16 protein-coding genes and 1 riboswitch are annotated in these 21643 nt (G+C 63.6%); of the genes, 10 read left to right on the forward strand and 6 right to left on the reverse strand.

From position 1 onward, the window contains the following. Window positions 1–12: 12 nt before the first annotated feature. Window positions 13–573, reverse strand: a complete 561-nt coding sequence (locus tag ABEA02_RS06745; protein WP_345532114.1) for a TMEM165/GDT1 family protein — start codon at window positions 571–573, stop codon at window positions 13–15. A 50-nt stretch (window positions 574–623) separates the two neighbouring features. Further along, a riboswitch (yybP-ykoY riboswitch) is annotated at window positions 624–769 on the reverse strand. Between the two features lie 43 nt (window positions 770–812). Further along, window positions 813–1697, reverse strand: coding sequence for a prolipoprotein diacylglyceryl transferase (gene lgt / locus ABEA02_RS06750; protein WP_345532115.1), 885 nt, complete (start codon window positions 1695–1697; stop codon window positions 813–815). 96 nt (window positions 1698–1793) lie between these two features. On the opposite strand from lgt, the gene ilvD reads away from it, so the two are divergent. Both ilvD and ABEA02_RS06760 read left to right on the forward strand, forming a co-directional pair. Continuing rightward, the gene (gene ilvD / locus ABEA02_RS06755; protein ID WP_345532116.1) at window positions 1794–3653 is read left to right on the forward strand and encodes a dihydroxy-acid dehydratase; all 1860 of its coding nucleotides are present in this window, start codon (window positions 1794–1796) and stop codon (window positions 3651–3653) included. Window positions 3654–3937: 284 nt separating this feature from the next. Then, window positions 3938–6709 (forward strand): EAL domain-containing protein, encoded by a 2772-nt coding sequence (locus ABEA02_RS06760; RefSeq protein WP_345532117.1) that lies wholly within the window; start codon window positions 3938–3940, stop codon window positions 6707–6709. 83 nt (window positions 6710–6792) lie between these two features. Here ABEA02_RS06760 and ABEA02_RS06765 read toward each other — a convergent pair whose 3' ends face one another. Both ABEA02_RS06765 and ABEA02_RS06770 read right to left on the reverse strand, forming a co-directional pair. Then, complete coding sequence (locus ABEA02_RS06765; RefSeq protein WP_345532118.1) at window positions 6793–7743, reverse strand: energy transducer TonB; 951 nt, start codon at window positions 7741–7743, stop codon at window positions 6793–6795. Window positions 7744–7753: 10 nt separating this feature from the next. Further along, window positions 7754–9670, reverse strand: coding sequence for a ribonuclease catalytic domain-containing protein (locus ABEA02_RS06770; RefSeq protein ID WP_345532119.1), 1917 nt, complete (start codon window positions 9668–9670; stop codon window positions 7754–7756). 179 nt (window positions 9671–9849) lie between these two features. On the opposite strand from ABEA02_RS06770, the gene ABEA02_RS06775 reads away from it, so the two are divergent. The 4 genes from ABEA02_RS06775 to ABEA02_RS06790 all read left to right on the forward strand — a co-directional run bounded on the left by ABEA02_RS06775 (window position 9850) and on the right by ABEA02_RS06790 (window position 15239). Then, on the forward strand, window positions 9850–10152 hold the full coding sequence (locus ABEA02_RS06775) for a high-potential iron-sulfur protein (RefSeq protein WP_345532120.1): 303 nt from the start codon (window positions 9850–9852) through the stop codon (window positions 10150–10152). Window positions 10153–10380: 228 nt separating this feature from the next. Further along, window positions 10381–11178: a substrate-binding periplasmic protein gene (locus tag ABEA02_RS06780; RefSeq protein WP_345532121.1), complete on the forward strand. Its 798-nt coding sequence runs from the start codon at window positions 10381–10383 to the stop codon at window positions 11176–11178. Beyond that, entirely contained in the window at window positions 11175–13925 is a 2751-nt protein-coding gene (locus ABEA02_RS06785; protein WP_345532122.1) for a PAS domain-containing hybrid sensor histidine kinase/response regulator, read from the forward strand. The genes ABEA02_RS06780 and ABEA02_RS06785 overlap by 4 nt, the downstream gene beginning before the upstream one ends. Before the next feature lie 120 nt (window positions 13926–14045). Further along, a complete protein-coding gene (locus ABEA02_RS06790) occupies window positions 14046–15239 on the forward strand; it encodes an NnrS family protein (protein WP_345532123.1) in 1194 nt (397 codons plus the stop codon). A gap of 164 nt (window positions 15240–15403) precedes the next feature. Here ABEA02_RS06790 and ABEA02_RS06795 read toward each other — a convergent pair whose 3' ends face one another. Continuing rightward, window positions 15404–17554 (reverse strand): YncE family protein, encoded by a 2151-nt coding sequence (locus ABEA02_RS06795; RefSeq protein ID WP_345532124.1) that lies wholly within the window; start codon window positions 17552–17554, stop codon window positions 15404–15406. 177 nt (window positions 17555–17731) lie between these two features. Continuing rightward, the gene (locus ABEA02_RS06800; RefSeq protein WP_345532125.1) at window positions 17732–19168 is read right to left on the reverse strand and encodes a cryptochrome/photolyase family protein; all 1437 of its coding nucleotides are present in this window, start codon (window positions 19166–19168) and stop codon (window positions 17732–17734) included. Here ABEA02_RS06800 and ABEA02_RS06805 point away from each other — a divergent pair. From ABEA02_RS06805 to ABEA02_RS06820, 4 genes are read left to right on the forward strand one after another with little or no spacing between them, the layout of a single operon-like run. Next, window positions 19167–19766 (forward strand): YqgE/AlgH family protein, encoded by a 600-nt coding sequence (locus ABEA02_RS06805; RefSeq protein ID WP_345532126.1) that lies wholly within the window; start codon window positions 19167–19169, stop codon window positions 19764–19766. The genes ABEA02_RS06800 and ABEA02_RS06805 overlap by 2 nt on opposite strands. After that, complete coding sequence (ruvX, locus tag ABEA02_RS06810) at window positions 19763–20200, forward strand: Holliday junction resolvase RuvX (protein WP_345532127.1); 438 nt, start codon at window positions 19763–19765, stop codon at window positions 20198–20200. The genes ABEA02_RS06805 and ruvX overlap by 4 nt, the downstream gene beginning before the upstream one ends. Continuing rightward, the gene (pyrR, locus tag ABEA02_RS06815; protein WP_345532314.1) at window positions 20181–20687 is read left to right on the forward strand and encodes a bifunctional pyr operon transcriptional regulator/uracil phosphoribosyltransferase PyrR; all 507 of its coding nucleotides are present in this window, start codon (window positions 20181–20183) and stop codon (window positions 20685–20687) included. Before ruvX ends, pyrR begins: the two co-directional genes overlap by 20 nt. Beyond that, window positions 20680–21642 carry an aspartate carbamoyltransferase catalytic subunit gene (locus ABEA02_RS06820; protein ID WP_345532128.1) on the forward strand — a complete coding sequence of 321 codons (963 nt, stop codon included), beginning with the start codon at window positions 20680–20682 and terminating at the stop codon, window positions 21640–21642. The genes pyrR and ABEA02_RS06820 overlap by 8 nt, the downstream gene beginning before the upstream one ends. Window position 21643 lies beyond the last annotated feature (1 nt).

Below are 21643 nucleotides of genomic sequence, written 5' to 3' on the forward strand. Positions count from 1 at the left end.
TCCCGGCCTGTCTCAAGGCACCAGCACGCAGGCAATCCCCAGCAGTACGAAGATGGCTGCGCACACTGCATGGATGGTGCGGATCGGCAGCTTGCGTGTGAGCTTGTCACCCAGAAAGACCACTGGGGCGTTTGCCAGCATCATGCCCAGCGTGGTGCCGGCCACGACACTTGCCAGCGCGTCGTAGCGCGCGGCGAGGGCGACAGTCGCGATCTGCGTCTTGTCTCCCATTTCCGCGAGGAAGAAGGCCAGCGCCGTAGCTGCGAACACCCCGAACCGGCTGGTGGCGGGGGTTTCGTCCTCGTCGAGCTTGTCCGGAATCATGATCCATACGGCCATCGCGAGGAACGAGGCAGCGAGGACCCAGCGCATGGCTTGCGGGCCAATCCAGTCATTAACAAAGGCGCCGACGGCTGCAGCCGCAGCGTGGTTGAGCAGGGTGGCGACAAGGATGCCGGCGACGATGGGCCAGGGCTTGCGGAAGCGCGCCGCGAGGACGAGGGACAGCAGCTGCGTCTTGTCGCCCATTTCGGCGAGCGCAACAAGACCGGTCGAGACGAAGAAGGATTCCATGAGAACTCCGGGGCCGGCTGTGAACGAACCAATGACTGCAACAGCCAGCCGACCCGTCGGTGCCGTGCAGTCAAAGGTCTCGCCAGGCGCCCACCTTGCGGTGAGGTTCCCTGCACCATGGCCCGACTTTGCGTCGTTCCAAGTCTGTTGATACAGGGCTTCCGTGCGGAAGCGGCTACTCCCCGATGACGAGGCGAATCATACCTGCGAACCTGGCAAGCGAGGCGTGAATCTCTGTATCAGTTCTTGCCGGCAGCCCGGCGCTGCGCCCACACCCACATGATGACGCCAGCCAGGACCATCGGCAGGCTCAGCCATTGTCCCATCGACAAGCCTCCCGCAAGCAGGCCGAGGAAACTGTCGGGTTCGCGGCCGAATTCAGCAATGAATCGGAAGATGCCGTAACCCATCAGGAAGACTGCGGCGGCACAACCCATGGGACGTGGCTTGCGCGTGAACAGCCACAGGATGACGAACAGTGCGAGGCCTTCGAGGGCGATCTGGTAGAGCTGCGATGGATGGCGCGCCAGGCCGCTGACGATCAGGCTGTCGGGGCCCAGGTACGTCACCATGGATTCCTTGAGGGCCGGGTTCTGCTCCATCATCAACAGGTCTTCGGCATGGGCCTGCGGGAACACCATCGCCCACCAGGCGCTGGGGTCGGTGACACGGCCCCACAGTTCGCCGTTGATGAAATTGCCGATGCGGCCGGCAGCGAGACCGGTGGGGACCAATGGGGCGACGAAATCGAGCACCGAGATGAAGTGGCGCTTGGTGCGGCGGCCATACAGCCACAGCGCCACCATCACGCCAAGGAAGCCGCCGTGGAAGCTCATGCCGCCCTGCCAGATCATGAAGATTTCCAGCGGATTTTCGACGTAGTAACCCAGCTTGTAGAAGAGCACGTAGCCCAGACGTCCGCCCAGTACCACGCCCAGCGCACCATAGAACAGCAGGTCGTCCAGCTCGCGCGGCTGCCACCCCAGTGTGGGCTGGGTGCGTGCGCGGTACTTGCCGAGCCAGACGAAGAGCAGGAAGGCGACGAGGTACATCAGGCCATACCAGCGCACGTGGATCGGGCCGAGGGAGACGGCAATCGGGTCGAACTGCGGGTGGACGAGCATGGCGGGCCGCTGCCTTGGGCTAAAATAGAGGGCTGATTTAACCACACACATGGTTGCGCCACGTGACCATCATCCGCGACGCAAGAGGAGAACACCATGCCGCATTACCGCTCCCGTACCTCCACCCACGGTCGCAACATGGCCGGCGCCCGCGCGCTGTGGCGCGCTACGGGCATGAAGGATGGCGACTTCGGCAAACCCATCATTGCGGTGGTCAATAGCTTCACGCAATTCGTGCCGGGCCACGTGCACCTCAAGGATCTGGGCCAGATGGTCGCCCGCGAGATCGAGGCCGCCGGCGGCGTCGCCAAGGAGTTCAACACCATCGCGGTCGATGACGGCATCGCCATGGGTCACGGCGGCATGCTCTATTCGCTGCCCTCGCGCGAGCTGATCGCCGACAGCGTCGAGTACATGGTCAACGCGCACTGCGCTGATGCCATGGTGTGCATCAGCAACTGCGACAAGATCACCCCGGGCATGCTGATGGCGGCCCTGCGCATCAACATTCCCGTTGTCTTCGTGTCGGGCGGCCCGATGGAGGCCGGCAAGGTCATCGCCAAGACGCCGGGTGCCGAGACGGTCATCAAGCTCGACCTTGTCGATGCCATGGTCAAGGCGGCGGACAAGTCGGTCAGCGATGCGGACGTCGCCGAGATCGAACGTTCGGCCTGCCCGACCTGCGGTTCCTGCTCGGGCATGTTCACCGCCAACTCGATGAACTGTCTCACCGAAGCGCTGGGTCTCTCGCTGCCGGGTAACGGCACCATCGTCGCGACGCACGCCGACCGCAAGCAGCTCTTCCTGCGCGCAGGCCGTCTCGTTGTCGAGCTGTGCAAGCGCTACTACGAGCAGGAAGATGAGTCCGTCCTGCCGCGCAACATCGCCACCTTCAAGGCCTTCGAAAACGCCATGGCGCTCGATGTGTCCATGGGCGGTTCAACCAACACGGTGTTGCACTTGCTGGCGGCTGCGCAGGAAGCCGGTGTCGACTTCAAGATGGCCGACATTGACCGCATCTCGCGCAAGGTGCCCTGCCTGTGCAAGGTTGCACCGATGACGGACAAGTACCACATCGAAGACGTCCACCGCGCTGGCGGCATCATGGGCATCCTCGCTGAACTGGATCGTGCCGGGCTGATCCACCGCGATTGCCACACCGTGCACACCAAGACGCTGGGCGAAGCCCTGCACACTTGGGACGTGATGCACGCGCACGATATGCGGGTCTTCGAGTTCTACCGCGCGTCGCCCGGTGGTGTGCCGACGCAGGTCGCTTTCAGCCAGGATCGCCGCTACAACGAGCTCGATCGCGACCGCACCAAGGGCTGTATCCGCGATGTACAGAATGCCTACTCGAAGGATGGTGGCCTCGCCGTGCTGTTCGGCAACATCGCCGAGAAGGGTTGCATCGTGAAGACCGCCGGCGTCGATGAGTCGATCTGGAAGTTCACCGGCAAGGCCATCGTGTTCGAGAGCCAGGAGGACGCCGTTGCCGGCATCCTCGACGGCAAGGTCGAAGCCGGTCACGTCGTGATCATCCGCTACGAAGGCCCCAAGGGCGGCCCTGGCATGCAGGAGATGCTGTACCCGACCTCGTACCTCAAATCGCAGGGTCTCGGTAAAGCCTGTGCGCTGCTCACCGATGGTCGCTTCTCCGGCGGCACCTCGGGCTTGTCCATCGGCCACGCTTCTCCCGAAGCGGCCATGGGCGGCGCTATCGGCTTGATCGAGAATGGTGACACCATCGAGATCGACATCCCGAACCGGAGCATCAATCTGGCCATCCCCGCTGCCGAACTGGCTGCGCGTCGCACGGCCATGGATGCGCGCGGCGCCAGGGCCTGGAAGCCGGTCAATCGCGAGCGCTATGTGTCAGCCGCGCTGCAGGCCTACGCAGCACTGACCACCAGTGCTGACACCGGTGCCGTGCGCGATGTGAGGCAGGTGCAGTAAGCCCGGCAGGTGTTGCGTGGGCATCGCGTGGCGTGTGTGATCAAGGTCACACGGGCCCGGTCACAAAAAGGGCGCGAAAGCGCCCTTTTTGCATCTGGTGGCGCGTCTTGCTGCGGTGCTTCGCCAGCGCCTGCGCGGGTTTCTGGGCGGGCGAGCCAAGCAGCCGGCGGTACCCTGTGGAAACGGCGTTCAGAGGCCGTAAGTGGACGAAGCACGACGTCCATCCGGACGCGTGACGGGCTGTGCGTGGTGGCCCGCAGGCGATTTACTGTTCAGAACAAGAGATGAGTCTTCAATCACAGGAAAATCCGGAAAACGGTAGTGTCGGCCTGCAAGCCACCTTCCTGCGGCTCATGCGTGACGAGATGCTGTGGCAGAGCGATCTGCAGGCGGCACTCGTCCAGCTCACCGAATGTGTTGCGCGCACGCTGCATGTGACACGCGCCTCGATCTGGCGACTCAGCGACGACAGCAAGTCCCTGCACGCGTTCTGCGGTTTCGATTCGCGCTCGGGCAGCATCACCGAAGCTGGCGTGCTGTGCGAGCAAGAATATCCCTCCTACTTCCGCAACCTGCTGAGCGGTCGGCTCGTCGATGCGGCTGACGCACGTAACGACTACCGTACCGCCGAACTGGCAAACAGCTACCTCGTACCGAATGGCATTCGCGCCATGCTCGACTGCAGCCTGCACAACGGTGGCACAGTCTCGGGCGTGCTGTGCATCGAGCAGGTCGGCAGCGCTCGCCTGTGGAGTCGTGAGGAACAGTTCTTCGCCACTTCGGCCGCTGACCTCGCGTCGCAACTGCTGGTCTTTCACAGCCTCAAGGACAGTGAGCGCCGTTATCGCACACTGTTCAACGCAGCGGGCGATGCCATCCTGACCTTGCGTGACGGCGGCATCGTCGATTGCAATCCGCGCGGTCTGTCCTTGTTCTCCACTACACAAGGTCATCTGCACGGCGCAAGCCTGGCCGAACTGTCTCCAGGCATCCAGCCGGACGGCAGTCTTTCCGAAGAGCGCCTCGACGGCGTGATGCAGCGAGTGCTGGCGGGTGAGCCGGCATATTTCGAATGGGTGTTCCGGCGACCGGATGGCGAGCTGTGGGAGGCCGAGATCAGTGCGTCTGCCATCCATACGGGCAGCGAGCAGATCATATTGGCCATCATTCGCGACGTCACCGAGCGCCGCAATGCCGAGCGCCACAAGCAGCAGGCCGCAACCTTGCTGGCGCGGCGCAATGGTGCCTTGCAGGTAGTGAATCGTCTTGCCAGCCATCTGCATGGCATGACCGACATCAACCTCATCGCGGCAGAAACGGTGCGCGTTCTGCGCCTGCTGCAAGACGTGCCCTGTATCACCTTTCTGCGACTGATGCCCGACAAGGAGCGGTTCATGCGCGTTGCCGTGGACGGCGAGGACAGTGCCAGTCTGGCGACGGAAGACCTTGAAGGCATTCCCGTGCGGGGCAGCCTGGCCGGGCGTGCGCTCGAAGAGCGGCGCATCCTCGTCAGTGGCGACATTGAGCATGACGCCCGCATCTCCCCGGAGGGCAAGGTCGGCCTGCTGGCCTGCAACTTCCAGTCTCTGATCGTTGTGCCGCTCACGCTGCACAACGAGGCATTGGGCAGCATCGGTCTGCTGTTCCACGAGCAGCATGTCGGCTTTGGTGACGTCGAGATGGAAACGCTGGGCACCATAGGCCAGACCGTCTCGCTGGCCATGGCCAATGCACGCCACATGCAGGTGCTGGAACACCAGACCCTGCACGATTCCCTGACCCTGTTGCCTAACCGTACCCACTTGCATCGCGAAACCGCCCGCGCGATCCGTGCCGCCAGCGAGCGTGCTCAGATGGTGGCCTTGATGCTGCTGGACCTCAACGGTTTCAAGGAAATCAACGACGCGCTCGGCCACCAGGCGGGCGACCAGATCATCAAGCTCGTTGGCGAACGATTGCGCGACATGCTGCGTGCGCATGACGCACTGATCGCACGTCTTGGCGGTGATGAGTTCGCAATCCTGATGCGCGCTGCCGAGACGCAGGAGCAGGCGCGTGCGCTCGCTGAATCGCTGTGCACAGCCTTGCGCGAGCCCTTCGAGGTACAAGGCATCGCCATTGATCTGGCCGGTAGCATCGGTATCTCGTTCTACCCGCACCATGGCGACACCAGCAACGCCTTGTTGCGTTGTGCCGACGTGGCGATGTACTCCGCCAAGAGTGCGGTCGGCAACCTCTGCGTCTATGACGCAGATCTCGACCGTCACAGCCCCAAGCGACTCGCCATCATGACCGAGCTGGGCTCGGCGATTGCGGCCGATCAGCTGACCCTGCACTTCCAGCCCAAGCTGGATCTCAAGACCGGAGCCTGGGCCGGCTGTGAAGCACTGGTGCGCTGGCAGCATCCTCAGCTGGGTCAGATTCCTCCCGGGGATTTCATCCAGTTCGCTGAGACGACCGATCTGATCCGGCCCCTCACACTGTGGGTAGCGCGTCGCGCTCTGACCTGCATGCGCGACTGGCAGTATCGGGGCATCTGCCTGCCGGTGTCGATCAACCTGTCGACACGCAACCTGCTCGACGTGACCTTCCCGGACTCGATGGCGGCGCTGCTCGAAGAGTTCGCCGTGCCACCACACATGCTGGAGCTGGAGATCACAGAGACCGCGCTGATGAACGACCCTAATCGGGCCATGTCTGTGGTCGAGCGGCTGGTCGAGCTGGGCATGAGTTTCTCGATCGACGATTTCGGCACGGGCTATTCCTCACTGGCCTATCTCAAGCGTCTGCCGCTGCGTGCGCTGAAGATTGATCGTTCCTTCGTCAGCGACATGCTCGCCGATGATCATGATGCGATCATCGTGCGCTCAACCATTGGCCTGGCACACAGCCTGGGCCTGCAGGTCGTGGCAGAGGGTGTCGAAGATGTCGCCACGCTGGACGCCCTGCGTGATGCGGGCTGTGAGCTGGCGCAAGGCTTTGTGCTGAGCCGGCCTGTGCCGGCCGATGAGGCGGTGTTGCGCTTGCTCACCGCGTTTTGCGCAGCCAACGACTGATCAGTCGAGCCTGAACGGTCGGGCGAGGTACGGTGTTCGCGGCGGTGGCGGCCGCGTGTGTGATCCGTAACGCGGCACCCCGCTCAGGGTGTGCGGCCCGTGATGTCAAGCGTTGCGCCGCCGAGTACGTCCTGGAAGTTGAAGCGGTCCACCACCACCAGTACGTCATAGTCCTTGGTGACTTTTGGTGGCAGGGGCTTGTAGGGTGAGCCGAGGCGCACGATGTTCATGGCCGCTTCGTCGAGGCGTTTGTTACCCGACGAACGTTCGACACGAACGTCGATGAGGCGGCCATTGCGGTCGATCTCGATAGCCAGCAGCACGTTGCCATAGAGCGGCTTGCCATTCGCGTCGCGCGGGAATTTCTGCGTGCCCAGTGCTTCGACGGCGCGGCGCCAGTCGACCCAGTAGAGCGTGGATGGCGACTCGCGCGTGCTGGGGCTGATGAAGTTCTTGCGTGGGCGCTGGGCGTATTCCTGCAGCTGGCGCTGTACCAGTGCTTCCTGCCGCGACATGGCTTTGCGGCGATCTTCGTCGGCTTCGCCACGTTGTGGTGTCTCGCCGGTGGGCTGGGCGTCGCGGCGCTGGCCGATTGCCTGTTCGATGGCGGTCTGGCCATTGACCTGCGACAGCAGGGCACGCGCGCGCGCTTCGAGGGCTTCGACGCGGCGCCGTTCTTCCTGCAGCGAGTCGCCGCTCTGGTCGCGGTCTTCGGGGCGCAGGGGCGAGCCCGGCATGTCGGCCTTGTCGACGTTGCCGCCGCCGGAGAGGTTGGTCTGGGCGATGGCCTGGGCCTTGCTGGGAGCCTGGCTGTGCTTGGCGTTCACCAGCACAATGGGCAGCAGGTCGCGCTGCTTGCGAACACCGCCGCTGTCATGCACGAACTGCGTCAGCAGCAACAACAGGTGGGCGACAACCGAAATGCTCACTCCGAAAGCCAGCGTTACCGGGTGTTGCTGCAGCAGCGCGTGCAGGCCGCTGGGCTTGCGGATTTTCGGGATGCCGTGGGTGAGTGCCGGGCGTTTCTGGGCCATGGGCGCGATTTTACGTGGCTGCCCCGGTGTCGTCTTCGCCGTCTGCCGGTTCGGCAGTGTCGTCGAGAGGCGGCAAGGTGGCGAGGTACTTGGCGCGCAGTTCGACATCGATGAGGTCGAACTGTTCCAGCGACAGCTGCACGCGGTCGCCATGGTTCAGGGTCGGCAACGAGTGCACCTTGAAGGTGTAGGGCACGGTTTCGAGGCGCACGATGTTTTCACGTACGACGCGGGCAGTGGTCTCCTTGCCGGGCTGCTGACGCAGCCAGCGCAGGCACCAGTAGCGCTCCATGCCACGCTGGAATTCGGCGTAGGCGTTGTAAGTGAGGTCGAAGTCGTTCATCGCGGCGGCCAGTGCGGCCGAACCCGGAGGGAAGACTGCCGCTTCGCCACGCAGGTGTGAGAGCAGTTGCCACTGGTTGCAGAGGTCGACGTAGCGCCGCAGCGGGCTGGTGCTCCAGGCGTAGCAATCGACGCCCAGGCCGTCATGCGGCGCGGCGGCCGTGGTCATACGCACGCGGCCACCGGTTTGCGCCCGGTAGATGGCGGGGATGCCGGCTTCGTGCAGCAGTTTGCCCCAGCTGCTGTTGGCCAGAATCATCAGCTCGGCGACCAGCTTGTCGAGCGGCGAGCCACGGCGGCGCTGTTCGATGCGGACTTCGCCGGGGCCGTCCGGGGTCTGCACGGCCCAGTCGACGTAGTAGTTGAAGTCCAGCATGTTCTGGTTGGCCGAGGGCTTGCCGCGACCGGCTTCGAGCACGACGGCGAATTCCCACAGCGTGGTGAGTTCGCGTTTGAACGGGAAGTCGGGTCCGCCGTTCGCCAGTGTGTCTTCGTTGAAGACCGGTTCGAGATCGTGGTGGCGCAGGTTGGCCGTGACGGGGACGCGCTCGATGCAGGAACGCATGGCGCCCAGTGAGTAGTCGGCATTCACCTCGACATAGAGCGACACGGCAGGCCGCGCCGAGCCGGCGCCCAGCGTGAAGACCTGCACCAGCTCGTCGGGCAGCATGGTGATCTTGTTGCCCGGCATGTAGACCGTGGACAGGCGCTTGCGCGCCAGCTCGTCGTGCGGCGAGCCCGGCGTGATGCCGAGGCCGGGCGCCGCAATGTGGATGCCGATGGTCCAGCCGCCGTCGCGCGGCGTCACCGACAGCGCGTCGTCGATTTCGGTGGTGGTGGCGTCGTCAATCGAGAAGGCCTCGACCTGTGCCAGTGGAAGGTCTTCAACCGTAGCCGGCGCAGGCAGGGCAGGGAACGCTGCGCCGCCCGGGAAGTATTCGAACAGGAAGCGGCCCAGCAGGTAGTCGTGCGAGCTGGGCAGCACGCCCGCCTTGAGCATGAGGCGCGGCACCGAAAGGCCAGACTCTTCGCAGGCGGCTTCGAGGGCCTTGGTTTCGAGCTTGTTGCGGTCCGGCCGGTAGAGCAGTTGCTGCAACATCGGGGCGAACTCGGCGGGCAGCTTGCCGGCCAGCAGCTCGTCCTTCATGCGTGCGATGGCTTCCTGCTGCAGGCGCTTCTTCTCGGCAGCCGCCAGCGCGGCCTGCAGGATCTCGGGTGGTGCCTTGCGGAAACGGCCGCGACCCTTGCGATGGAAGTGGATCGGCGAGGACTGCAGGCACAGCAGCAGGGCTGTCGATTCGACGGCGTTGGGCGCGTGGCCGTAGTACTCGGCCGCGAAGTCGACGAAGCCGAATTCATTGTCGCCGCACATTTCCCACAGGAAGGCCACGTCCAGACCCGCACTTTCCGTTGTGGCGCGGGCGAGCAACTCGCTGGCCGAGGGCGCGGTGTAGCGCAGCAGCACATTGGCGGCTTTGAGCTTGACGCGCTTGCCGGTCGGAGTCTCTACCTGCAGGGAGCTATCGTTGTCGGTGAGGATGCTGCCGGTCTTGAAAGACCCATCCTCGTCAAACAGCACATTCATGAAGATTTCATCCAGGTTTCAACGCGCTTTCGGTCTCAGGCCCGGGAGCCACGAATGCGAGGCCGGATTATAGGCCCTCGCGGCGCTCCGGCCTTGTGGCGGCGTATAGTCTTCCCCGACAGCCTGGGCGCTGCCAGCGCATGGGCACCCGGTTCATTCACCCAGCCAAGGAGTTCGCCATGTTGAATCGTCGTCGTTTCATTTCGCTCGTTCCCGTAGCCGGCCTGGGCCTGCTGGCCTGTCGCGGCGCCAGCGCTGCACCGGTCCCCGAGTCCGATCCGGCTGCTGCCGCCCTGGGTTACAAGGCGGATGCCACCAAGGTAGATGCGAAGAGCTTCCCGAGCTGGAAGGCCGGGAATGTCTGCGCCGGCTGCGGCCTGTATTCCGGCAAGGCTGGTGCTGCCAGCGGCCCCTGTGCGGCCTTTGGCGGCCGCGAGGTGGCAGCCAAGGGCTGGTGCGCGGCCTGGGCGAAAAAAGCTTGAGCGGTTATCGGGCCTGAGTCTGGCGGGATGCCGGGCTGGATTCGGGTCAGATCCAGACCAGATTCAGGCCCGGATTGTCGCCAGATTCAAGGCAACCAATGCGGGGGCCGATAAAGAGGGTTCACCGCATGGCTCGCTTTGCGGCCTTGCCGGGGTGTTGCGAGGCCGACATGGCACATGGCGGACAGGGGCACCGCAGCGGTCAACACGAGAGGAGGCAAGGCTGACATGAAGGGGGCAGGAATGGGTTTGCTACGGCTCCTGTGCGTCGTTGGCTTGCTGGTCAGCGCGGGCGCCCGGGCGGCCGAGCTGGTCACCCTGCGCATCTGTCACGAGCCTGCTGACATCCACCCCTGGTCCACGAGTTCTGGCAAGGGCTTGAACTACGAGTTGCTGGCCCAGGCTGCAAAAGCCTCAGGAGTGAACTTCGAGTACGAAATCGTGCCCTGGAAGCGCTGTCTGATCTTGTTGAAAAGCAACCAGGTTGATGGTGCCTTTGCCGGCAGTTTCAAACCGGACCGCATGGAAGCGGGTGCTTATCCCATGCTGGGTGGCAAGCCAGATGCGGCCAAACGGCTGCATACCGACCGTTATGTGCTGGTGCGTCGCCTGGGTAGCCCGGTGGCGTGGGACGGCAGGCGGTTCTCCAATCTCCGGGGGGCGGTCGGGGCTCAACTGGGTTATTCCATCGTCGATCAGCTCAAGAGCATGCAGATCGAAGTCGACGAAGGTGCTCAGACGGCAGAAGACCTGCTGCGCAAGCTTCTGGTGGGGCGCGTTGACGCGGCAGCCTTGCTGGTGGGCGAGGCGCAAGCTGTTTTCGCGCGTAGTGCGGAGCTGGCAGGACAACTGGAAATGCTGCGCGAACCCCTCGTCGAGAAGCCTTACTTCCTGATGCTGTCGCATGGTCTGCTCGCTCGCAACGAGAATCTGGCGCGGCGCATCTGGGACAACATAGAGAAGGTGCGTGAGTCGGCGGCGTACCAGGCGCGAGAGCGCGTCGTGTTTGCCGAGGGAGTGCGATGAAAACCTTGATCGAGCTGCCGCTGCGCCTCGTCCGCTTTGTCAGCCACCACTTGCTGGCGCGCATCTTCGTAGGCGTCATCATCTCGGTGGCGCTCGCTACCGCAGCCTATACCGCGTACACCCATTCACTGGAGCGCAGCAACCGCGAGGCGGAGCTGCTGCATCGTGCCGAAGGTCTCGCCAAGACCATGGCCGAAACACTCGCTGTGCCGTTGTTCGATTTCAACGTGGTGGCTGTGACCAGCGCGGTGGTGGCGCTCAAGCAGGATCCGGACATCATCTCCTTGCGCGTGCTGGACCAGGAAGGCAAGGTGGTGGCCAGCCACGGCAACGAGCCGACCGTGACCGACAGCCACTATCTGCGCGTGGCGCAAGACATCAGCTACTCCAGCAGTACGCGCAAGAACACGCGTGTCGGCCGGCTCGAAATGGTGTTCTCGAAAGCCAGCGTCGAGAAGGAGTTGCGTAACCGCCTCTCCAGCAACCTGCTGGCAGATGGCCTGCTGGCACTCGCCATTCTTGCGGCGACGTACGTGATGCTGCGACAGGCCGCTCTGCCCCTCAACGACATCATCCGCTCGCTGGGCAAGCTGGCCAACGATGAGACGGATATCCAGCTGTCCGGCCTGCGCCGACGTGACGAGATCGGCCGCATGTCCGTCGCCCTGCGCAGCTTCAAGAAGGCCATCGAGCGTCGCCGCGAGGCCGAAGGTGCAGTGATGTCGTTGCTGGCAGAAAAGAACGCCGTGCTCGACAACGCACTGGTGGGCATTCTGACGACGAAGGATGGGCGCATCACGTCTTGCAACCGCCGTGTCGAGGAGATATTCGGCTACGCATCGAGCGAGCTGGTGGGGCAGACCACGCGCATCTTTGCTCACAGTGACTCCGCTTACGAGAGCACCGAGGCACGTATCGACGAAGTCTTTGCGCGCGGCCAGTCCTATTCGACCGAGCAGCAGTTCCGGCGCAAGAATGGTTCAGCGTTTTGGGGTGCGATGACGGGGAGTCTGGCGGTCAGCGTCGATGGTCAGACGCGGGTTCAGATCTGGATTTTTGCCGACATCTCGGAACGCGTGCGCGTGCAGCGCGAGCTCGACGACTATCGGCAGCACCTCGAAAAGCTGGTTGTCGAGCGTACCGCCGAGTTGGCACGCGCCAAGGAGCAAGCCGAGGCCGCGAGCCGCGCCAAGGGTGACTTCCTTGCCAATATGAGTCACGAAATCCGCACGCCCATGAACAGCGTGCTGGGCATGGCTTATCTCGCCTTGCGCACCAGGCTCGATCCGCAGCAGCGTGACTACATAGAGAAGATCCAGATCTCGGGCCAGCATCTGCTGGGGCTGATCAACGACATCCTCGATATGTCCAAGATTGAAGCCGGCAAGCTGGAGCTCGACCCGACGGATTTCGAGCTGCAGTCCGTCTTCGACAACGTCAGCGCCCTGTTGGGCGGCAAGGCGGGCGAAAAAGGACTCAACTGGGTCACCGAGTTCGATCCCGCGCTTGGCGCACCAATGCGCGGCGATGTGCTGCGTCTCAGCCAGATCCTCGTTAACTTCGCGGGCAATGCGATCAAGTTCACCGAGCAAGGCAAGGTGACCTTGCGGGCGCGTCTGATCAGTGCCGACGAGTGCAGCTTCCGCGTGCGTTTCGAGGTCGAGGACACGGGCATCGGCATGAACGACGAGCAGCGCGCGCGCCTGTTCCGCCAGTTCGAGCAGGGTGATGCCTCGACCACGCGGCGCTTCGGCGGCACGGGCCTGGGGCTGGCCATCTCTCACCGCCTGGTTGAGCTGATGGGGGGCGAAATCGGTGTGGAGAGCACGGTCGGTGTGGGCAGCACCTTCTGGGCCGTGCTGTCGCTCACGCGCGGAAATGCCCTGGCGCTGGAACAGGTGCAGACCGAGTCGGCAGGCACCGATCTGACGGCGCTACAGGGCATGCACATCCTGCTGACCGAAGACAATGCCTTCAATCAACAGGTAGCTTGCGAAATGCTCGCCGATGTCGGCTGCACGGTGCGTGTAGCGAATGGTGGGCAGGAGGCGCTGGACTTCCTTGATCGCGAACGTTTCGATTGCGTGCTGATGGATGTGCAGATGCCAGGCATGGATGGTCTGGAAGCGACACGCCGCATCCGCGCCGACAGCAAGTTGCAGGGACTCAAGGTCATTGCCATGACAGCCAATGCCTTTGCTGAAGACCGCGAGCGTTGCCTTGCTGTCGGTATGGATGACTTCATTACCAAGCCGGTGCAGGCCCCGACGCTGTATGGTGCCTTGCGTCGTGTGCGGCATGAATTGCAGCCGGTCGTGACTGCCGCCGCGACGACGGCCGATTCCGCGCCGGTCATGCCGGAGCAGCCTGCAGCAGAAGATCTGCCTGTGCTTGATGTGCCGACCCTTGAAAAGCTGGCGCGCGGCAAGCCAGAGAAAATGCAGCACTTCGCACGCCGCTTTATCGAGACGGCACTGCAGGGATTGCCAGAACTGCAGAACGCAATGGTTGAAGGTGATGCGGCTGCGCTGGCGGCGGCAGGTCACCGCATCAAGTCTTCAGCACGCTGGATCGGAGCCCTGAAACTGGGTGAGCAACTGCACCAGCTGGAGATGCTGGGCAAGGCGTCCAATCTGCAGGAGGCCGCTCCCATCCTCACGGTGCTGCCCGAGAGCATTGCCGAACTGACGCGTCAGGTTGAGGCCGGTTTCAGCATCGGCAGTGAAGTGCTTGCGCGCTCGGGCTGAGCCCGGACTGTTCCTTTTGCAGTGATCGATTGCGACCCACGTCAAAGCGAAGTTTGACGAGAGTCAGGCGCACGACAAAAGTGGTATGTAAAATACCTTTTATTTTGTCGTGAGTCCCATATGGCTGTCATCGTGCTTGAAGAGCCGCGTCGTGCGGCGTCTCCGCCCCCTGCGTCCGCGTTGTTCGCCCTCGGGTTCCGCCCGTTCTACCTGCTGGCTGCAATCCAGGCGCTGGCCTTTGTGCCGCTGTGGATCGCCTTGCTGCAAGGCGCGGTATATCTCCCTACCGGAATGGCCACCATGCTCTGGCACGGACACGAGATGGTGTTCGGTTTTGCCTGTGCGGTGATCATTGGCTTCCTGTTCACCGCTGTGCGCAGCTGGACCGGCCTGGCGACACCCGAGGGTCGACCTCTGGCGGCGCTAGCGACGCTCTGGCTAGCGGCGCGCATGGCGTTCTTCGTGGCGCCAGTCTGGTTCATGGCCCTGCTTGACCTTGCCTTGTTGCCGCTCGTGATGCTGGCTGTAGGCCGTGTTCTCATCCGCGCGAAGAACCGTCGAAACTATTTCGTTCTTGGCGTGCTGGCCGCGCTGTGGCTCAGCAACGTGGCCTTTTACGCAGCTCAGGCCGGGTGGCTGGGCCTTTCACCCCTGCAGCCACTGCACCTGGCAGTAGCCATCGTCAGCGTGCTCGAAACCGTCATTGCCGGCCGCATCGTGCCAATGTTCACTGCCAATGCCCTGAGACTGGAAGCGCGCAAGCAACCAAGGCTGGACCAGCTTGCCATTGGCCTGACGGCCGCCAGCCTGTTCGCCTGGGCGCTGGGCGCCCCGGCTGGCCTGATCGCGTCACTCGCTGTAGCCGCAACAGCGGCCCAGACCTGGCGCTGCCACCGCTGGCAGCCATGGGGAACTGGGCGCTTGCCCATGCTGTGGATTCTCCATTTGTCGCATGGCTGGCTGATTCTGGCGCTGGCGCTGCTCGCCGTGACGCCCGTATGGCCCGCCGCGGCTGCTCCGGTGCCGCACCTGCTGACGGTCGGCGCGATGTCCGGTCTCATCCTGGGCATGATCACGCGGACCGCACTGGGTCATACAGGGCGATCTCCCGTCGCTGGCTGCGCGGAGACGTTCATGTTCGTGCTGCTGCAGGCTGCGCTCATTTGCCGTGTGCTGCCGGGCGTACTGTCTGCGGAGTGGTATACCGCTGGCCTGCGTGCTTCGGCTGTGCTGTGGGCGCTGTGCTTTGCGCTCTATCTCTGGCGCTATGCCCCTATCCTGCTGCGTGCGCGCATCGATGGCCGGCCGGGTTGAGTGCGGAATTGCTCTGAAGGCGTCGCCGCGATGCTGGGGATGTGGTGCGCACCCGCAAGCTACCGGACGGTCATGGAGATTGGAGCCGGACTGATGCAGTCATCAGTCCGGACTGGATGGCTGTTCACGGCGGTGCGAAGTCCTCTAGCCGGTCACGCGCTGATTCAGCGGCGTTTGACCTCCAGAGTCGAACCTGTGCTGGCCGGTGCACTGAGGGTCTTGCTGGCGGAGGAGGCGCCAGTCGTCAGACTTGACGTTCCAGCCGGTTCGGGGCCGACAGGGATGAGGTGTAGCGCTGGTTCAAGCGTGATCGCGGCAGCCATCAGTGCATCCCCGCTCGGGACGAGTTGCCTGTCGCGGATCTCTTTGGCATATCCCCTTACCAGGAAAGACTTCTGAAGCGTCCCGTCTGCGCCATAAACCCAGAAGTCAGCGGAGTCGTAGTAGTTGGCCGAGGCCGCAAAGATCCGTCCGTCACTGGCGGCCTTGACGTTGTTGGGGTACGGGTTGGCTGCGAGGGTGCCAGCACTGCCGAGGCTCGAGTAGCTGAAGCGGGCGAACGAGTAGGGTGCGCCACAAGCAGTCAACACGTACTGACTGTTGCGTGTCACGGCGATGTCCTTGCAGTTGCTGCCGCCGCTGCCGGAACCGGCGCTGTTGATGATGAAGCCGTTGCTGGACGCATCGCTGTAGTCGATGCTGTAGCGTGAGAAGCTGCCGGGTGAGATGCCCGTGTCTTGTGAGAATAGATAGGAGCTGTCCGGGCTGACCGCAAGGGCCGGCCCCGCTGGTGCATTGGTCGACAAAACGCTGCCCGTGCCGACTTTGAAGACGCGACCACCGCTGGCGATGAGCAGGCCCTCACCATTCGGCCGTGCGTAGCGCAGCGTGTCACTGCTGGTCGTGTTGGCCCAGGTCGCGATCACAGCCAGCGAGTCCAGATCAATCACCGAGATGTTCGTCCCTTGCACGGCGAAAAGGCGCTTGCCATCGGCGCTGACTTCCATGGCACCGGCATTGCCCGACAGGGAGATGCTGCCCGCAATGGTGCCCAGATACGTGTTGTAGGCACTGATGGAGTTGCCGCCCGTATGTGTGTAGATGCGTGGGCGCACAGGGTCGGCAACGACATTCACGAAGCTGCCATTGATGATGGTCTGGCTGCCGGGGGTTGTGCTGCCATTCCACAGACCAACTTCGATGGTTTCAGGCAGTGCGCCATTTGCAGCGCTGATCGTGACCGTTGCCCTGTGAAACTGATCGCTTGCGAGGCCGGCAACGTTGGCGGTCAATGTCAGGCTGCTATCGCTGTAACCATTGTAGTAGCCGCTGGGTGTCACGGTGAGCCATGGCTGATTGCTCGTCGCTGTCCAGTTGGCCCAGGTCAGGTTGTCTCTCAGGGTGATGGTGCGGCTGAGGCGGCTCCAGTCCGGGGTGCGTGCGAAAGCGATACCGACCTCAGAGGCAACAAGCTTGTGCGTGTCGACCGTGACGGAGACGGGAATGTTGGTCGATACACTGGCGGCGCCCTGGGTGGCTTTGATGGACATCATTCCAGATTGCGTGCCCGGGCTCAGCTTGGTCAGGTCCGCCTCCACCCAGAAGTAAGTGCCGCCGTTCATGACGCCAGAGCTCGGGCCAATCAGTTTTACCCATGCAGGCTTGGATTCAATGCTCCAGTTCCAGTCACCGCTCTTGTTGGTGTTGATGAAGACAGCAGATTGAGAGCTATGTGCCCGGCCGGTGCTGCCCCCGAGATCGATCTTGTTCGGCGTGGCGGACAGGCTGGCGGCCACGCTGCTGGACACGGCGCTGCTTGAGGCGCTGGAGCTGCTGTAGGGGATGCTCGACGACGAACTGCTCGAAGAGGAACTGCCGGAGGCGGTTACCGTCAGTGTGATGCTCAAGTCCCTGTAAGCCAGCACATTGCCAGTCGCACCTTTGGTAACAAAGCGTACCGTCGCGGTGTACTTCCCGGTGGCGAGCCCGTACGTGCTGGCGCTGATGAAGGCGTTGTCTCCGTAGGTGTCGAAGGACAGACCGAGCCAGGCGGGCCAGGCATGACCGGGTGGCACGCCAGCGGCAACGTAGTAAGCATCGGGGCCGATGGACAGCAGAGAAACGGTCTTGGTTTCCGATTTCGAGTTCTGGGGGGCCGTCAGGGACAGCGACGAGGTTGACAGCGTAAAGTCGCCGCCACCGGTGCTGCTTCCGCCGCCACCACTTCCACCGCTGCCTCCACCGCCGCCTCCACCGCAGGCGACCAGAAGGACGCTAAAGAACAAGACCAGACCCTTGCTGACCGCATGCCACATGACTCACTCGCTGTTTGATTTTTTGTGAGGCATGGATGCTAGCAGGGTGTGCCGGGTCAGCAGGCGGAAGTTTGTCGCGCCGCTTGTGCGCTATCAGGCCACTCGTGCGCCAACCAAATGCTCGCGCGGTTTTGCCCCCGGTCTGCAGGGCAGACCTGCCCGAAAGGGTGTGCTGTGTCAGCTGGGGCGCTTGAAGCGCGCCAGCGTCATTTCGCGCGCTTCGGCGTGATCGACGATGGGGGGCGGGTAGTCCGGCGCCAGACGCGACAGCTCCAGCGCGCCCAGCGTCCAGGGGGCGTGAAGGTATTTGTCCGGCACCTGAGCCAGTTCGGGCAGGTAGCGCCGGATGAACTTGCCCTGCGGGTCGAATCGTTCGGATTGCGACACCGGGTTGAAGATGCGGAAGTAGGGTTGCGCGTCGCAGCCCGTCGAGGCCGCCCATTGCCAGCCGCCGTTGTTGGCGGCGAGGTCGTAGTCGTTGAGGTGTTGCGCGAAATAGCGTTCTCCGCGCAGCCAGTGGATGCCCAGGTCCTTGGTGAGGAAGCTCGCAGTGACCATGCGCAGGCGGTTGTGCATGTAGCCGGTCTGGTTGAGTTGGCGCATCGCGGCGTCGACGATGGGATAGCCGGTGCGGGCTTCGCACCAGGCAAGGAGCAGGGCATCGGCGGCGGGGCCGGTCTCCCACACGATGTCGTCGTACTCGGCCTTCCATGCGTGGCTGATGACATGCGGGTGGTGAAACAGGATCTGCTGGTAGAAGTCGCGCCACACCAGTTCCGACAGCCAGGTCTCTGCCCCCGCGTTGCCACGCTGCAAGGCGGCGCGCGCCAGCTGGCGGATGCTGATGGTGCCGAAGCGCAGGTGGGTGGAGAGGTAGGAGACGCCTTTGATGGCCGGGAAATCGCGAGCGACCTTGTAGTCCTCGATACGCTCGAGGAAATCGTCGAACAGGGACTGCGCACCGGCCATGCCGAGGGGCATGCGCAGGCTGGCGAGGTTGGTCGGCGCGAAGCCCAGCGCCTCCAGCGTCGGCACGCCTTGCGCCAGGGGCGAGGCGACAAGATGCTGGCGGTAGCGTTCGACCGGGTAGCTGCGCACATAGAAGTCGTTGAGCTTGCGCAGCCAGGCGTTCTTGTAGGGCGTAAAGACGCCAAAGGGTTTGCCGGCCTGGGTCAGCACCTCATCGCGCTCGAAGATCACCTGATCCTTGAACGTCTCGAACCCGATGCCCATACCCTGCAGGCGTTGCGCCACGGCGGTATCGCGGGCAATGGCGTCCGGCTCGTAGTCGTGGTTGGTGAACACCGTGGCAACGCCGAGCGTCTGTGCCAGGGCCGGGATCTCGTCGGCGGCCACGCCGTGGCGCACGATCAGCGCGCCGCCTTGCCCGCGCAGGGCCTCGTCCAGCGCGACGAGACTCTCGCGGATGAACTCGACCCGCCGATCGCTGCGCGAGGGCAGGGCGTCGAGGATCGCGGTGTCGAAAACGAAGGCGCAGAACACCCGCTGGTGGCTGCGCAAAGCGTGGTAGAGGGCGGCGTGATCGTGGTCGCGCAGGTCGCGGCGGAACCAGACCAGAGCGCCGGCCGGGGGGGCGGGAGGTGTGGGCGTCATGGGCGCATTGTCATGCAAGTGGGGCTACAATGTGGCCGTGCAGAACGTAAACCTTACTCACCATTTCCTCATCGCCATGCCGGCCATGGAGGATCCCGATTTCTCCCGTTCGCTGGTCTACATTGCGGAGCACAATGACGACGGCGCGCTGGGTGTGGTCATCAATCGCCCCATTGATCTGACGCTGGAAGGCCTCTTCGAGCGCGTCGAGATCCCTCTGGAGGTGAAGGACCTGGCCGAGCAGCCGGTCTACTTCGGTGGCCCGGTGCAGACCGACCGCGGCTTCGTGCTGCACCGGCCAGCTGGCAAGTGGCAGTCCAGCCTCAAGGTCAATGGCGAGATCGCCCTGACCAGTTCCAAGGACATCCTCGAAGCCATGGGCACCTCGGGTGAGCCGGGCGAGGTCATCATCACCCTTGGTTACTCTGGCTGGAACGCGGGCCAGCTCGAAGACGAACTTGCCCAGAACGCCTGGCTGACCGTGGCGGCCGATACGCAGATCATCTTCGAGATGCCGCCCGAAGAGCGTCTGAGCGCGGCCATGCAGCTGCTGGGTGTCGATTTCGCCAACCTCTCTGACGTGGCCGGACACGCTTGAGCACTGTGCTTGGCTTCGACTTCGGCACGGCGCGCATCGGCGTTGCTGTGGGGGAGACGGAAACCGGGCTGGCCCAGCCCCTGCAGACCATTCACGGCGAAGCCAACGAGCAGCGCTTCGGTGAAATCGCGAAACTGATTGCCGAATGGCAACCTGCGCGCCTGGTGGTGGGCTTACCTTCTCGCGAGGATGGCAGCGAGCACGAGATGGCGCCGCGTTGCCGACGCTTTGCCAACCAGCTGAATGGCCGCTTCAGCCTGCCCGTCGAGTTGTTCGATGAAGGCTTGAGTTCGGTCGAGGCTGACGAATTGCTGAAATCCGCCGGCGGCAAGCTGGCGCGCGACTGGCGCGAACGCAAGCGCCTGCTCGATGCTGTCGCCGCACAACGCATTCTCCAGAGTTACCTTGACCACCATGCCCAACCTCATCCCTGATGCCGAAGTGCTCTGCGAGCAGCTGGCAGCCAAGATTGCCGAGCAGCTGACGGCAGATTCCGTGCTCATCGGTGTGCATACCGGCGGCGTGTGGCTGGCCGAACGCCTGCACGCCATGCTGGGCATTTCAGAGCCACTGGGCACACTCGACGTGGCGTTCTATCGCGACGACTACAGCTCGCGCGGTCTGCATGCGCGGCCGCGCAAGAGCGAGATCCCCTTCGACATCGACGACAGGCCGGTGATCCTCGTCGATGACGTGCTCTACACCGGGCGCACCACGCGCGCGGCGCTCAACGAGCTGTTCGACTATGGCCGCCCCGGCCGCGTTGAGCTGGCCGTGCTCGTCGACCGTGGCGAGCGCCAGCTGCCGATCGCGCCGACGTACTGCGCCCATACCCTCACTGAACCCCTGCCCGCCGGCAGCCGTCTGCGCCTCGTGCGCGACGATGCCGGTGTTCTTTCCCTGAGGCTTCTTGATGCATAACCCCCAGCTCAACGCGAAAGGCGAGTTGCAGCACCTGCTGACTCTCGACGGCCTGCCGCGCGCCATCCTCGAACAGATCCTCGACATCGCCGAGCCCTTCACCGAAGTGGCCGAGCGAGAGGTCAAGAAGCTGCCGCTGCTGCGCGGCAAGAGCGTGTTCAATGTGTTCTTCGAGAACAGTACGCGAACCCGCACTACCTTCGAGATCGCTGCCAAGCGCCTGTCGGCCGACGTCATCAATCTCAACGTGGCGACCAGCTCCACGAACAAGGGCGAGACCCTGCTCGACACTATCGACAACCTCTGTGCGATGGGCGCCGACATGTTCGTCGTGCGCCACGCATCGAGCGGCGCGCCCTACCTCATCGCCGAGCACCTGCAGGCCACCGGGCGTGAGCACATCTCGGTGGTCAATGCCGGTGATGGTCGCCACGCGCACCCCACCCAGGGGCTGCTCGACATGTACACCATCCGCCACTACAAGAAGGACTTCACCAACCTGACGGTGGCGGTTGTGGGCGACGTGCTGCACTCGCGCGTGGCGCGCTCCGAGATTGCCGCACTCACCACGCTGGGCGTGCCCGAAGTGCGTGTGATCGGCCCCAAGACGCTGCTGCCGACCGATTTAGAGCGCATGGGCGTGCGCGTCTTCCACGACATGCGTGAGGGCCTCAAGGGCGTCGACGTCGTGATGATGCTGCGCTTGCAGAACGAACGCATGCAGGGCGCGCTGCTGCCGTCGAGCCAGGAGTACTTCAAGGTCTGGGGCCTTACGCCCGAGAAGCTTGCACTCGCCAAACCCGATGCCATCGTGCTGCACCCTGGGCCGATGAATCGCGGCGTCGAAATCGACTCCGCCGTCGCGGACGGGCAGAACGCCGTGATCCTGCCGCAGGTGACCTTCGGCATTGCGGTTCGCATGGCCGTGATGAGCATGCTGGCGGGGGGCAAATAAC

The organism is Viridibacterium curvum, assembly GCF_039544165.1.
Classification (GTDB): Bacteria; Pseudomonadota; Gammaproteobacteria; order Burkholderiales; family Rhodocyclaceae; genus Viridibacterium; species Viridibacterium curvum.

What these genes read in the sequence shown, in the direction of transcription:
- ABEA02_RS06745 (WP_345532114.1), bottom strand. Translation starts at nt 573, where the DNA reads ATGGAATCCTTCTTCGTCTCGACCGGTCTTGTTGCGCTCGCCGAAATG.
- lgt (WP_345532115.1), bottom strand. Translation starts at nt 1,697, where the DNA reads ATGCTCGTCCACCCGCAGTTCGACCCGATTGCCGTCTCCCTCGGCCCG.
- ilvD (WP_345532116.1), top strand. Translation starts at nt 1,794, where the DNA reads ATGCCGCATTACCGCTCCCGTACCTCCACCCACGGTCGCAACATGGCC.
- ABEA02_RS06760 (WP_345532117.1), top strand. Translation starts at nt 3,938, where the DNA reads ATGAGTCTTCAATCACAGGAAAATCCGGAAAACGGTAGTGTCGGCCTG.
- ABEA02_RS06765 (WP_345532118.1), bottom strand. Translation starts at nt 7,743, where the DNA reads ATGGCCCAGAAACGCCCGGCACTCACCCACGGCATCCCGAAAATCCGC.
- ABEA02_RS06770 (WP_345532119.1), bottom strand. Translation starts at nt 9,670, where the DNA reads ATGAATGTGCTGTTTGACGAGGATGGGTCTTTCAAGACCGGCAGCATC.
- ABEA02_RS06775 (WP_345532120.1), top strand. Translation starts at nt 9,850, where the DNA reads ATGTTGAATCGTCGTCGTTTCATTTCGCTCGTTCCCGTAGCCGGCCTG.
- ABEA02_RS06780 (WP_345532121.1), top strand. Translation starts at nt 10,381, where the DNA reads ATGAAGGGGGCAGGAATGGGTTTGCTACGGCTCCTGTGCGTCGTTGGC.
- ABEA02_RS06785 (WP_345532122.1), top strand. Translation starts at nt 11,175, where the DNA reads ATGAAAACCTTGATCGAGCTGCCGCTGCGCCTCGTCCGCTTTGTCAGC.
- ABEA02_RS06790 (WP_345532123.1), top strand. Translation starts at nt 14,046, where the DNA reads ATGGCTGTCATCGTGCTTGAAGAGCCGCGTCGTGCGGCGTCTCCGCCC.
- ABEA02_RS06795 (WP_345532124.1), bottom strand. Translation starts at nt 17,554, where the DNA reads ATGTGGCATGCGGTCAGCAAGGGTCTGGTCTTGTTCTTTAGCGTCCTT.
- ABEA02_RS06805 (WP_345532126.1), top strand. Translation starts at nt 19,167, where the DNA reads ATGGGCGCATTGTCATGCAAGTGGGGCTACAATGTGGCCGTGCAGAAC.
- ABEA02_RS06800 (WP_345532125.1), bottom strand. Translation starts at nt 19,168, where the DNA reads ATGACGCCCACACCTCCCGCCCCCCCGGCCGGCGCTCTGGTCTGGTTC.
- pyrR (WP_345532314.1), top strand. Translation starts at nt 20,181, where the DNA reads ATGCCCAACCTCATCCCTGATGCCGAAGTGCTCTGCGAGCAGCTGGCA.
- ABEA02_RS06820 (WP_345532128.1), top strand. Translation starts at nt 20,680, where the DNA reads ATGCATAACCCCCAGCTCAACGCGAAAGGCGAGTTGCAGCACCTGCTG.